The organism is Erwinia sp. L03-1 (assembly GCF_058686115.1).
Genome location: NZ_CM178762.1, coordinates 565,701 through 579,236, shown reverse-complemented (window position 1 = coordinate 579,236; position 13,536 = coordinate 565,701). Strand labels below are relative to the sequence as shown.

10 protein-coding genes are annotated in these 13,536 nt (G+C 54.9%); 3 read left to right on the top strand and 7 right to left on the bottom strand.

Annotation, left to right across the window (positions count from 1 at the left end; all coding sequences use genetic code 11):
* Nucleotides 1-111: 111 nt before the first annotated feature.
* Nucleotides 112-1,305 (top strand): D-alanyl-D-alanine-carboxypeptidase/endopeptidase AmpH, encoded by a 1,194-nt coding sequence (ampH, locus tag AC4PCC_RS02675; protein WP_492127442.1) that lies wholly within the window; start codon nt 112-114, stop codon nt 1,303-1,305.
* Nucleotides 1,306-1,330: 25 nt separating this feature from the next.
* Here the strand turns inward: ampH and AC4PCC_RS02670 are convergent, their stop codons facing one another.
* The gene (locus AC4PCC_RS02670) at nt 1,331-4,507 is read right to left on the bottom strand and encodes a beta-galactosidase (RefSeq protein WP_492126300.1); all 3,177 of its coding nucleotides are present in this window, start codon (nt 4,505-4,507) and stop codon (nt 1,331-1,333) included.
* Between the two features lie 277 nt (nt 4,508-4,784).
* On the opposite strand from AC4PCC_RS02670, the gene AC4PCC_RS02665 reads away from it, so the two are divergent.
* On the top strand, nt 4,785-5,993 hold the full coding sequence (locus tag AC4PCC_RS02665; protein ID WP_492126299.1) for an amidohydrolase: 1,209 nt from the start codon (nt 4,785-4,787) through the stop codon (nt 5,991-5,993).
* Here the strand turns inward: AC4PCC_RS02665 and idnO are convergent.
* Complete coding sequence (gene idnO / locus AC4PCC_RS02660) at nt 5,925-6,689, bottom strand: gluconate 5-dehydrogenase (protein WP_067706131.1); 765 nt, start codon at nt 6,687-6,689, stop codon at nt 5,925-5,927. The two genes, AC4PCC_RS02665 and idnO, sit on opposite strands and share 69 nt — an antisense overlap.
* A gap of 410 nt (nt 6,690-7,099) precedes the next feature.
* On the opposite strand from idnO, the gene AC4PCC_RS02655 reads away from it, so the two are divergent.
* On the top strand, nt 7,100-8,848 hold the full coding sequence (locus tag AC4PCC_RS02655; protein ID WP_492126298.1) for a hypothetical protein: 1,749 nt from the start codon (nt 7,100-7,102) through the stop codon (nt 8,846-8,848).
* A gap of 73 nt (nt 8,849-8,921) precedes the next feature.
* On the opposite strand, the gene AC4PCC_RS02650 is transcribed toward AC4PCC_RS02655, so the two are convergent.
* The 5 genes from AC4PCC_RS02650 to AC4PCC_RS02630 form a co-directional block, all read right to left on the bottom strand.
* Nucleotides 8,922-9,974: a DUF1176 domain-containing protein gene (locus AC4PCC_RS02650; RefSeq protein WP_492126297.1), complete on the bottom strand. Its 1,053-nt coding sequence runs from the start codon at nt 9,972-9,974 to the stop codon at nt 8,922-8,924.
* A gap of 155 nt (nt 9,975-10,129) precedes the next feature.
* Nucleotides 10,130-11,416, bottom strand: coding sequence for a hypothetical protein (locus tag AC4PCC_RS02645; RefSeq protein ID WP_492126296.1), 1,287 nt, complete (start codon nt 11,414-11,416; stop codon nt 10,130-10,132).
* Nucleotides 11,417-11,560: 144 nt separating this feature from the next.
* Nucleotides 11,561-11,818 (bottom strand): PAAR domain-containing protein, encoded by a 258-nt coding sequence (locus AC4PCC_RS02640; RefSeq protein WP_492126295.1) that lies wholly within the window; start codon nt 11,816-11,818, stop codon nt 11,561-11,563.
* A 48-nt stretch (nt 11,819-11,866) separates the two neighbouring features.
* Nucleotides 11,867-12,622 carry a T6SS immunity protein Tli3 family protein gene (locus AC4PCC_RS02635; protein WP_492126294.1) on the bottom strand — a complete coding sequence of 252 codons (756 nt, stop codon included), beginning with the start codon at nt 12,620-12,622 and terminating at the stop codon, nt 11,867-11,869.
* 91 nt (nt 12,623-12,713) lie between these two features.
* Nucleotides 12,714-13,463, bottom strand: coding sequence for a T6SS immunity protein Tli3 family protein (locus AC4PCC_RS02630; RefSeq protein ID WP_492126293.1), 750 nt, complete (start codon nt 13,461-13,463; stop codon nt 12,714-12,716).
* Nucleotides 13,464-13,536 lie beyond the last annotated feature (73 nt).

Here is a 13,536-nt window from a genome sequence, read left to right as displayed (position 1 = left end):
CGCGTTTAACATTCATTAATATCGGTACTCATTTTGCTAAAAAAGAGGCCATATATCTTTTTATGCCGATGCAAAACAGATTAGACTATGAGCCCTCACAGGCTGATTCTGATGGATGTACGCACGTTGAAATATCTGATTCACCGACTGCTGGCGCTTGCCGCTACCGCACTTCCTCTTTACAGCCTGGCGGCAGGCCCCGCGCCCGATCCGCTGCTGGCCTCCCGCATTGTAGACCGCTACGCTGATAATATTTTCTATAATACCAAAGCCACCGGCATGGCGATGGTGGCGATTGATGCCAATCAGCGGGTGTTTGCCAGTAAGGGGGCCATTCGGCCCGGCAGCAGCGTGCGCCCGCAAAAAGATTCGGTTATTCGCATCGCTTCGCTGACCAAGCTGATGACCAGTGAACTGCTGGTAAAGCTTTCCGAACAGGGAGTGGTACGGCTTAACGATCCGCTCAGTAAATACGCGCCCGCCGGCAGCCATGTGCCCTTTGGTGCCGGACAAACTATCCATCTGATTAACCTTGCCACCCATACCAGCGGTCTGCCGCGCGAACAGCCAGGCGGTAAGGCCAATCGTCCGGTGTTTGTCTGGCCCACCTACAGCCAGCGCTGGCACTGGCTCAACAGCGCACAGTTAAAAGCGGCTCCCGGCACGCAGGCATCCTACTCCAACCTGGGGTTTGATCTACTGGGCGATGCTCTCTCCCGGGCAGCGGGCGTTCCCTACCCGACCCTGCTTCAGCGCGAGATCACCCGTCCGCTGGGGATGAAAGACACCACCTTTACGCCCTCCCCGGAACAGTGCCGCAGGCTGATGGTGGCAGAAAAAGGCGCCAGCCCCTGTATCAATACCCTGGCGGCCATCGGCAGCGGCGGTATTTACTCTACCCCGGACGATATGGGCCGCTGGATGCAGCAGTTCCTCTCTTCCGATCTCAGCCCGCGCACCGCACAGGCGGATCGCATCCAGACCATGATTTATCAGCGCAGCCAGCTGGCGAAAGTCGAGGGTATGGACGTACCGGGTAAAGCCACTGCGCTCGGCATGGGCTGGGTCTATATGGCTCCTGAAGATGGCAGGCCGGGCATTATCCAGAAAACCGGCGGCGGCGGCGGCTTTATTACCTATATAGCCATGGTGCCGCAGTACAGCGTCGGGGTATTTATTGTTATCACGCGCTCGCCGCATACCCACTTCACCGCCATGAGCGACGGGGTGAATAATTTGCTGACCGAACTGATTGGCAATACCCCCAGCAGCGCCCAGCTGGCCGCCAGCATTATGGCGGAATAATAGATATGCATTCGGCTGGCCGTACTTAAACAGGTTCGGCATCGTCCCGTCGCCAGCTAAACTGATAGCGATAACCGCTCTCCTTAAGCAGAAACGCCGGGGCTACGCTGGGGCTCCAGGAGTCATCCCCGCCGACGCCCATATGAAAACCATCAATATTCAGCCAGTACCCCTCCTCGGGTGTGAGCAGATGCCGGTGCGTGGTGATATCCAGCTGCCGGGGGCTGAAGCGGCCAATATTGAAGTGGAAATGGCCGCTCAGCCGATGCGCCCCAAAGCGCAGCATCCGGGTGTCGCAGCGCAGGCCGTTTTCACAGGGGCGAACATACGGCGTATGCATGTTATCCAGCGGCTGCCGCCACAGGCCCCAGTCGGCAGCGAGCTGGCGATCGGGATAGTTTTCATGCGGGCCTCTGCCCAGCCACTCCACCTGCCCTCCCGGCTCCATCCAATCTTCCTGCTTTTCCTGCTCTCCATGCCGCGCAAGCTGGCAGCTTAGGCCAATGCGCGGTGGATAAGGCACGCCGAAGGTCACCTCTACGTCCACGGCGATATGCAGCTCGCCGAGGCGGTCGATACGCCAGCATTTGCGGCTGACAAACAGCGTGTTTTCCCGGTGTTTCCACGCGTGTTCAGTGCGGACAATCACCTCGTCCTGAAGCCTGTCGGCGCTACAGCTCAGCAGCGCCGCCTGCATCTCCCAATACCCGGCGGCCTTCCAGCGTTCGGACCACGCCCCAGGATCGATACGATCGACCTCGCTGATGCCGATATCATTATCGATCGCGGCCCGGATAAAGTTATCGCGCAGCGGGGTAATAAAGGCCGGGCGATCCGCTTTCCACCACTGGGTAAGCTCACCGCGCAGGCGGTCGAACTCCCAGCGCTGATCCTGATAAGTCACCACAATGCACGCATCGGTGAGCGACAGCACCGGCCCTTCCACGCCCCGTCTATCCGGCAGACGAGCGACAGAGTGGGCCACGGGCAGCCGCCACTGCTCACGCGCTACGCTGTGCCCTGCCTCTGACCAGGGCGTCGCCCGGGGCTGTAGCACCTCAACGTTAAGCCAGACCTGCCCCTTCCTCGGCCCGCCTGGTGGCACAGGGAGGCGAAGCGTCTCCGGGTTCAGCGTTAGCTGACATTTTCCCCGTGGCAGAAGTGCCAGCGCCTGCTCCCCCTGCTCCAGCACCACACCCTCAGCGCAAACCTGCCAGCGCAGCCGTTCATTATCACTGTGGCGAAACAGATATTCGCTTTCGATCTCAATCACCAGCGGCGCGTGGGCAATGAGTCTGAACTGATAAAACTGCTGCGCGCGCTTTGCTTCATACAGCGAGGGGTGCGGCGTGCGATCGGCAAACAGCAGACCGTTCATGCAGAACTGGCGATCGTTCGGCTTATCACCAAAGTCCCCGCCGTAGGCAAACCATTGCTGGCCGTCAGCCTCCCGTTTTAGCAGGGACTGATCGACCCAGTCCCAGACAAAGCCGCCCTGCAAGCGCGGATACTGACGGAATGCCTGCCAGTAGGTATGAAAACCGCCGAGGCTATTTCCCATCGCATGTGCGTATTCACAGAGGATCAGCGGCCGGGTTTCTCCCGGCAGGCTGAGCCATTTCTTAATCGACCACTTCGGCACCTGGGGAAAAGGCTGATCCTTATCAACCCTGGCGTACATGGGGCAGAGGATATCCGTGGCGGCGGTATTGGCCCCGCCTCCTTCATACTGTACCGGACGGGTGGGGTCCGCTGCTTTGACCCAGCGGTAGAGCGCGTCCTGCGTGGCACCGTGCCCGGACTCGTTGCCGAGCGACCAGATAATGATGCAGGGGTGGTTGCGATCGCGCTGCACCATTCGCGTCACCCGCTCGCTCATGGCCGGGAACCAGGCCACATCATCCGACAAACGGCTCATCGGCTGCATGCCGTGGGTTTCAATATTCGCCTCATCCACCACGTACAGTCCGTAGCGATCGCACAGGCGATACCAGAGCGGGTGGTTAGGGTAGTGTGAGCAGCGTACCGCGTTGAAATTATTCTGCTTCATCAGGCGGATATCCTGGACCATGGTCTCAGGATCCATCACCTGGCCGCGTTCAGGATGATGCTCGTGACGGTTAGTGCCGCGAATCAACAGCGGCTGGCCGTTAAGCGTTAACAGGCCCTGTTCAATGCGCACCTGGCGAAAGCCGACGTCGCAGGCTTCTGCCTCCAGCAGATTACCCTCAGCATCGGTCAGCAGGATCACCGCCCGATAGAGGTGCGGCATTTCGGCACTCCATAAGCGCGGCTGCTCGACAGGCAGCTTGAGTTCGGCCCGCTCGGCGTAGTGACCGCGCTCATCTATCACGGCGCTGCCGGGTCGGACGCTGCACTCTCCCACCAGTACCTGCTGCCACCACAGCTGAAGGGTAATGCGGCTTGCCGCCACCTCCTCCCCGGCAAGCTGGATATTCGCCACCAGACTGGCGGCAGAGAAGTCAGCGTTAAGATCGGTTTGCAGATGAAAATCAGCCAGCCAGGTCACCGGTTTATGCAGCAGCCAGACGTCGCGAAATATGCCGCTCATTCGCCACATATCCTGATCCTCCAGCCAGGTGCCGTCGCTCCATCGCAGCACCATCACCGCCAGCCGGTTCTCTCCGGCTTTCAGCAGCCTGCTGAGATCGAATTCGGCCGGTAGCCGGCTGTCCTGTGAATAGCCTACCCAGACGCCGTTGCACCACAGATGAAAAGCCGAGCTAACACCCTCAAAGATAACGCGCGTGCTGCCTTTCTCCAGCCAGCTGGCGGAGACCTGAAAGCTGAGCGAGTAACAGCCGGTGGGATTCTCGTCCGGCACCGCTGGCGGGGATCCCGCAATGGGGTAGTTTATATTGGTGTAGATCGGCGCATCATAGCCGTGCAGCTGCCAGTTAGCGGGTACCGGGATTGTCGCAGCGTCTGCAAGATCGCCCGCAATCCAGGCGTCCGGCACCTGATAAGGGCTGTGAAAATAGCTGAACGTCCAGTCACCGCTGAGCCTGCACAGGCTGGGGCTTTCATCTTCATCGCGGGCGGCCGCGGCCTCTCGCCAGCTGGCAAAAGGCGGGTGCGCGGGCAGGCGATGAAGCTGGGTAACACCCGGGCTTTCCCAGTCCTTACGAGCCAGAAGCGCAGATAAACTGACGCTGTGGGAGGATCTTGACGCATCGTGCATATGTCGCTCCAGAAAGGTTACCAGCCAGCACCGGGATGACACTATGTTGACCCGCCGTCTGGCTGTAAAGCTGACAGCGCGGATTCGGTGAGACGTCTCACGAAACAAAACGGCGCGACACCGTTAAGAGCGGGTAATCGGCCATAGAAGAATACGCCCTCTTTTTGTGTTAATTAGCAGGAACTTATATGAATAATTACTAAGGGCATTTATGCCTTGCCCTGCTCTCTGCCCCGGCGGCATGATGATCCCGACCGTTCAGCCAGAAGAGATCGCTATGAAGATATCCCCACAGCATCAGCCGCTCGCCGATTCACTCCAGGCCCTGCGCCAGGAGCTTCATCGTCACCCCGAGCTGTCTCGCCAGGAGTTTGAAACCACGGCCCGCCTGCGCGCGGCGCTGACGGAGCGGCAGATCCGCGTTCTGGACCTGCCGCTGGAAACGGGCCTGGTGGCAGAAGTGGGCAATGTGGATGGCCCGCTGGTGGTGCTGCGCGCCGATATTGACGCATTACCGATTGAGGAGCAGGCCGATGTGCCCTGGCGTTCACTGAATAAAGGCGTGATGCACGCCTGCGGACATGATTTTCACGCTACGGCGGCGCTGGGAGCGGCTATTTTGCTGAAGAAAAAGGAGTCCTCGCTCCCTGGCCGGGTGCGGATCCTGTTCCAGGCCGCCGAAGAGACGGGTCACGGTGCATCGGCGCTGCTGGCTACCGGCGCGCTGGATAAGGCTGGGGTGATTTTCGGTATTCATAACGACCCAACGCTACCGGTTGGCGTGGCGGGCAGCAGGGAAGGTCCGCTCACCGCCGCCGTCGATCGCTTTGCCATTACCATCAGCGCCAAAGGCAGCCACGCCGCGCGACCGCATGATGGCAACGACCCGATCGTAATTGCCGGTCAGCTGATTAGCACGCTGCAAACGCTGATCAGCCGCAACCTGCCCCCGGAAGAGACCGCCGTGCTGTCGATTACGCAGGTGCACAGCGGCAGTACCTGGAATGTGATCCCGGATGGCGCCTGGCTGGAGGGCACGGTTCGCACCTTTAGCGCCACGGCACGTACGCTGATTGAGCGGCGTCTGCGCCAGGTTCTGGACGGCGTCGCCGCCACCTTTGATGCCAGCATCGTGCTGGACTGGCAGCCCGGCCCGCCATCGGTGGTGAACGATCGCGGGTGGGTCGATTTTGCACTTGAGCTGGCCCCCGCAGCCGGGTTTGAACCCCGCGAGGTGCCCGCCAGCCCGATAGGCGAAGATTTTGCTTTCTACCTGCAACGGCTGCCGGGTGCCTTTTTGATGATTGGCTCGGGTGGCCCCTTTGCACTGCATCATCCACAGTTTCGCGTGGACGATCGCGCACTCTACCCAACTGCGGACTATCTGGCCCGAATTGCGGTAGCCGCGCTGGATAAGCTACACCGCAGCCAGCATGCCGCCATCAACAAACAGCAGGTGGCCGTTGACGAAGTTCGAGGCATTTGAGGCGAGAAACACTGCGGCCCCAACCAGCTCCTCCGGATCACCCCAGCGCGCCGCCGGGGTGCGTTTGCACAGCCAGTCACTAAATTCCGTATTCTCCACCAGCGCTTTGGTCATCGGGGTATCGAAGTAGCCGGGTGCAATACCGTTGACCTGAATATTGTAGCGGGCAAGCTCGGTACACATGCCGCGCGTCAGCATTTTGACCGCGCCCTTAGCCGCCGCGTAGGGGGTGATGGTGTCGCGCCCCAGCTCGCTCTGCATTGAGCAGATATTGATAATCTTCCCGGCCCTGCGTTCAATCATCCGTTTAGCAACGGTCTGTGAAACCACAAATACACCGGTCTGATTGGTGGCGATGATCTGATTCCACTCCTCCAGCGGGAATTCAGTAAAGGGATGCCGCCGCTGGATCCCCGCATTATTAAACAGGACGTCTATCGGGCCGATATCCTTTTCGATCATCTGTATGGCCTTCTCCACCGCGGGTGCCTCTGAGACATCAAATACCGCTGAGTGCGCACGGTATCCCTCCTCGCGCAGCTGTATAACCGCTTTCTCTGCCCGCTCCGCCGAGGTGCCGTTGATAATGATCTCTGCGCCGTGAGCGGCCAGGCCTCGCGCCATAATAAAGCCAATTCCCTGGGCTGCGCCGGTGACCAAAATGCGTTTATTTTCCAGACTGAATAACTGACTCATGATTTTCTGCTCCGTCCCGTGCTGGCGGGTTGTGAGAAGTTGAGAATAAAACGCCCGTAACTCGTACCGATAATGCCACCGTTTTCAGGCAGAAAGTATCCCTGCTGCGGGAGACAGGCGATGTCGCTTTATCTAACCTCAATAATCCACCCTTGTAACGGCGGCGAAATAAGTAATAGTCCTTACTTCTATAATTAGAATAAGCAGGATAACCAATAAATATAACGCAGGTGCCCAGGGTAAATCACGCTACATTAAACTGTACTCACCTTCCCGGCAGCGACAGTTTCCCTACCCGTGCCAGGGATCTGCCTGAGGTTAATCCAACATATCCTGCCCATGGAAATATATGGTCGAAAACGAGCAGTATTAACTGAACTGCACATTGATCTTCCCTGAGAGATATAAATATGCATAAAACAACAAAAAAACTGCTTTTACTAGCACCCGCCCTTATTATCAGTTTGATCAGTGAAAATACTTTCGCTGAAGAGGCCGGTATCATAATTTCTAATACATCAGCGGGTCCGGAAAAATGTATGGACCTTGCGAGTGATAATAAGAATATTGTTTTTAACCAGTGTAGCAGTGCGGGGTCACAGAAGTGGCTTATATCGCGCGCCTCACTACAGTACAATACCATCAAAAACAGTGCGCTTCCGGCGACGATCTGTCTCTTCTCTTCACCCGATGGAAAAAGCATTGATATGCGTGCCTGTAATAGCGGTACATACAGTTCACAGACATACTGGTCCTTAGATTCACGCTCAGTCTTCAATTACTCTATAATCAGTAAGATCCAAAAAGATTATGGGCGTAATGGCGAACTTTCCGTCGATGACAATAATAAACTCGCCTTAAATAAAGGATCTGACGCCAACGGGCTATGGACGTTAAAAAATTACTCACCGCACAGAAGAAGCATGAAGGGATCGCTGAACATACTGTTATTAAACACCCATTTTACGGGTAAAAAAGAAAGCTCAACAGATGCAATCAGGAAAGCACTTTTCGGGGGAAATGGCCCCAATAGTTCGTTAAGCGACTATATCAGACTGGCCTCCCGTGGTGCGCTGACCCTTAAAGAGGGTAAAACGCTTGATAACCTTGATATCGGTGCACCTGGAGAGAAATGCGATTCCATTCAATACCGGAACAAAGCTCTTGAGCTTGCTAAAAAAGAGGGCGTGGACGCGTCCAGTTACGACATGGTTATTGTAGAGCATACAAGTAACAGCAAGTGTTCATATGCTGCCAATGCCATTTTCCCTACCTCATTAAATGCGCCGGGGAAATTTATGACCTCTAATGCCAGCGGCCACAAACCCTGGGTGTGGTCGCACGAGTTTGGACATGCGCTGGGGTTTGCTCACTCAAACATTCTGGTTGAATGCCCTGCAACTGAATCCGGCGTTAAAATTGATGACAGCTGTAAGATCGGTGGCAAAGACGGTGGGAGTAATGATATCTCGGACACCATGGGGGGCGGTGGCAGCCGGATGTACCCGGTTAATTATATGTATGAAGCAGGCTGGTTAACTGACGAACAATTCCCGATTGTGGGCGACGGCACCTATAAAATTGCTCCCCTGCTTGATGATAAAGAGGGTAAACAGGGCTTACGTATCGCGCGTAACAATAAAAGTTTCCCTTATCTGACCCTGGAATATCGTCAGCCTGGCGGCTTTAACAGCAACTGGCCTGTCGATTCGCCGTTCATTAACGGCGTTATTGTCAGAGAAATTAACCCCCAACTGTTGAAAAGCTATAACGTCATTATTAATACCACCCCAGGCAGCATCGGTCGTGAAGACCCGCCGCTAATGCCGGGCAAGACTTTATATGACACTTATTCAGGCAAGCTGATCACCATTAAATCAGTAGATAAAACCGGTGCAGTGGTGACGATTTCTGAGGGTGAACCGGTAAAAATCCCCGCATGGTCTGCATCTGTTAATTATGCTGCTCCCTGCCAGAAAGTGACCTATCAGGGTGATGCCTGGGAAAACGGCTGGCAAACCCAGGGGGTGATACCGGGTTCAGATGGAGAATGGGGCGTGTGGCGCAAAATCAACAGCGATAACTTTTTCGAGGACTGTAAAGCCGGTATCGATGTCGCCGCAGATACGTTACCGGCTGATGTGAGTGATATTCATTAGTAGGCTATAGCGCTATTTTCCCGGTCAGTAGCCAGATAAACATGCACTGGCTACTGGCCGGGAAAAGGGGGGCTTACCGCACCGCTTTCACTTCCGTCACCAGAGTAGGTAAATCCCAGGTTCCCCCACCGCGAATATAGCGGCACATTCCGGTGGTGGCGATATGGCTTTGACGGAATGCTTTTCCATCCCATACCCAGCTTGCCGAACTCCAGCAGTCACCGATACCCCGGCCTTTCTGAGCCATAGTAATCACCCCTTTATCGTATCCGGAGCCGGAGTCAGTCACCAGCACCGGAGGTTCAGACAGTTTTGCATCCGTCACCCAGTAGCCATAACCTTCGTTATAGGCGGCCCGCCAGCAGAGCGCGGATACCAAAACGTGACTGTCATCCAGCGGCGTCACCGAGAGCCTGTCGTCCTCCGCATCGTCCTTGCGCTCATCTGAGGGCTGCTGACGGTCGCAATAATCATTGCCCTTTAGCGTCACCCGTATTTTAGGTTTAAAGAGGGCGGTTTCCGCTGCCGTTAGCGGGCGAGTGGGGCTTTTACTGACGCTCGCAGCCTGAATAACCGGTGCCGGAACGGCGGGTAACACGCTGCTTTCGGGCTTATCACCCTTTTTGGTCAGCGCACCCGGCGTACCGATGCGCCCCTGCACCTCATCCATTTTCAGCATGACGGCTGAAGCCCCTTCGCCAGAGAGGATAAAAGGCGCAGCACCGCCCCTGAATTCGACTTTTGCGCTGCCCTTAACGGCCCGGATAACGGCCTGGATTTGGGACGCCGACAGCTGCCACGCTTCATCTTTAACCGAAGCCAGCTCGCCGACCGATCGGCCGTTGATCCACAGGGTTAGCTTCGTCACGGGTGCCGCTTTATCCGCATCGGTGTCGGCCAGTATCACCTCGCCCGCTGGCGCGATATCAGGCCCGGCGTCGCGGCTCAGTAACACCGATCCTCCCTCGCCCTCTTCTTTCGCATAGCCTGCTGCGCGGCAGGTCAGCGTATTGTCGCAGGCAAGCTCCCAGTCTTTATGCTCGAAGCTCACGCCGGTTTTATCCGCCATCGCCGGGGCGCTGAGTAGGGTCATCGCGACCAGGGCTGTTTTGTAGAGGTTTTTCATGCCATCTCTCCGTAATGGTTCAGGCCATGAGGGTAGCATAAAGCATCAGCGTCCACTCAGTACCGCTCTGATTGACCGGTATCTGGTCTGTAAATGGGTGTAGTGGGACACTGAATTTGACTGCTACATAAGGTGTTAACGCCATCAGCTTCCTGCTATTTATACTCGTAGTACCGCTCAATGAGGCGCTGGTGGCAGCGTCCGATATATAAGCCCAAAACGATAATAAGCATCACAAATAATATGATAAATGCCAGCCCGCCTATAAACCACCAGCCAGAGACCCGGGCATCTGCCCACCCTCCATTTCGAAGGGAAATAAACAGAACCAGCCCCTCAGCTCCCATCATCAATAGCACATACAACATATATTTAAAGTTTGCGAAAATCCCCCCATCCTGATCCCAGTCATCAACGGTGTGGGGCCTTGTTTCACCGCTTATCAACGCCAGATTAACCTGCTGGTTTTTGACCTGTTGTGTAGCTAGAAGTTGTGCCCGCTGGCCGTTGCGTATTGCACGAGCGCCCCATTCCAGCATCAGCCACTGATAACCCGGCGTCCAGGTTTCGGCCAGACGCATACTGTGCCAGCGTTGGCTTTTTACACCTGTATCAACCTCAGTAAAAGCATCTGATAACAGGTTCAGGCTTTCTCCCTGCAGATTTCCGGTCCAGATATGACGCAGATCCGCGGGATTTATCTGTTCAGCAGCGAACAGAACGTTCAGGTATTTTCCAACCCTATGTTGCTCACTGTTGAGGCTGCGGAAACACCAGACGGGCATTCTGGTATCAGGTATGGATCTCCGGCGAGAAAACAACAAGGCTGTCGCATATTCACAAAAATCATCGTCGTTATCTGCATGAAGTTCAGCCACAATCAACAGACGAAATCCGCTAAATGGGTTCAGAGTCCACTTCTCCAGCAGCGCTCTTTCCGGCAACTCGCTGAGAATTTGGATGTTTGACTGACTGAACGCCGGGCAGGACTGTTGCAGTAGCGTTCCCACCTCCTCGCTGATACTGTCACTGGCATTACGTATATATAACCAGACCTCCGGCCTGTCATAGCGGTCATCGATCATGCTGATATCCAACCGATCCATGAGCGTCTTTATCGTCTGTTGAGTGCGGCTCAATCCCTGTTCCTCATCTTCCCCGATACTCAGCTTACGGGGGATATCCTTCGCCGCTGGCATTTCGCCCTCCAGCCCGATCATCTTCAGCGCCGCGTTGTCTAGCGGGAAAAGTGAGTGGTGTTCAGCAAGTCTGATGCAAACGGCAGCATGTTGCTGCCATTGCTGCCGATTTAGCCTGTAGTGTTCATTTGCTATAGCATACCAGCCGCGGGTAATAAGGTAGCCAATGGCTGCGGTAGTTAACACCATCAGGACAAGAAGTACCGGTAAAACCAGTAATCGCCAGATCATAATCTCCATCACCCGCGTTTCCGCATCCAGCGTGACCACTCCGATCGTCAGAGCGAAAACTGCTGCCAGGATACAGCAGACGATGACGATAACACGCGAGATATGTGGCTCAGGCAACCCCTTATAGTCAGGGGGGATTTTCCAGAAATACTTCATTTAGCTGGCTCCAGCCTCGGGCAATGATGAAATAAATGCACAGCCACATTGCGCATGGCATTGATCCACCACCACATTACGCCCGTTCATCATCCAGGAGGGGTGCCCTTCTGCAGCTAGCGTTTTTCCGTGAACCGCACAGAAAGCACTGTCTCCCTGCAACATCACTGTTTTACCATCAAATACTTCGCCACTGGCACCCGTGACAGTACCTCCCTTTGTCAGGCCATCGCCAAAACGGATAACGCCTTTCACCATAAAGACTCAACTCCCTGTAATGAATAATTCGTACCAGATATTGGGCAACTACAGCCCGGCGTTTAAATCGCACTGCATCCGCGTCCAGCCCCGATAGTTTTTCACTTCCGGCACCTTATCGGGCAGGTTCTGGAAGTTGGTGTAATACTGGTCAACCAAACGATGCAGGATGCGGGGATCGATATAGTTCAGTCCCCAGGTAGAACGCGCCCCTGGATGCACAGCATTAATATGATGTGCAATCTCCCTTCCCCGGAAGGTAATGGTGTAATCAATTCCCGGTCCGCCAGGCTCAAGACGGGGATCGTCAAACGGCAGCGAGGACATATAAATATGCCCCTGGTTTGTCAGAAGGAAGCCCTGGTCGTTAACGACTGTCAGTGATTTGATATTGTCATAGGCAGGAGAATCTGAACCATCATCTTCTTCTCCTTTAAATTTCACAGGGGCACGATTCCATGTTCGTCCATAATCTTTTGAAACCAGCACGCCAGCACTAATACTCCATCCGGGAACAGCAATATAGCGTTCTGAGGCGTTGATATAAGGCTTTGTGAATATCCGGTAAAATTGAGACATCGCCTGACTGCGAATTCCACGCTTCTGGTCGACAAACCACAGCTCTCCCTCGCAGTTAAAGCCCTTCAGCTCCAGCCAGCGGTGGTCGTCAAAACGGTACACCACCTGTACCGGCTTCTGTTTAGTCGCCAGCGACTGCTTCAGCGAGAATGACCCGTTACAACCCGTCAGAAGGGAAAGTGAAACCGCCAGCAGCCATACCCGGCCTGATTTACGCATTACCATATACTTTGCCTGCCATCGGCGGGGTGGATAAAATTCTCACCATCATGACTCAACTCCCTGTAATGAATAATTAGTACCAGATATTGGGCAACTACAGCCCGGCGCTTAAATCGCACTGCATCTTCGTCCAGCCCCGGTAGTTTTTCACTTCCGGCACCTTATCGGGCAGGTTCTGGAAGTTGGTGTAATACTGGTCAACCAAACGATGCAGGATGCGGGGATCGATATAGTTCAGTCCCCAGGTAGAACGTGCCCCTGGATGCACAGCATTAATATGATGTGCAATCTCCCTTCCCCGGAAGGTAATCGTGTAATCAATTCCCGGTCCGCCAGGCTCAAGACGGGGATCGTCAAACGGCAGCGAGGACATATAAATATGCCCCTGGTTTGTCAGCAGGAAGCCCTGGTCGTTAACGACTGTCAGTGATTTTATTTTGTTATAGACAGGCTTATTTGAACCATCATCTTCATCTCCATAAGCTCTTGAGGTTTGCCAGGTTTGACCATAATCCCTGGATACACTCATAGCTCCGGTCATATCCCAGCTAGGAACGGCGATATAACGCTCAGAGGCATTGATATAGGGTTTGGTGAATATCCGGTAAAATTGTGACCAGATCTGGCTTCTGATACCCCGATTTTTATCGACAAACCACAGCTCACCCTCGCAGTTAAAACCCTTCAGCTCCAGCCAGCGATGGTCGTCAAAGCGATACACCACCTGTACCGGCTTCTGTTTAGTCGCCAGCGACTGCTTCAGCGAGAATGACCCGTTACAACCCGTCAGAATGGAAAGTGAAACCGCCAGCAGCCATACCCGGCCTGATTTACGCTTTACCATATACTTTGCCTGCCATCGCCGGGGTGGATAAAATTCTCACCATAAAGACTCAACTCCCTGTAATGAATAATTA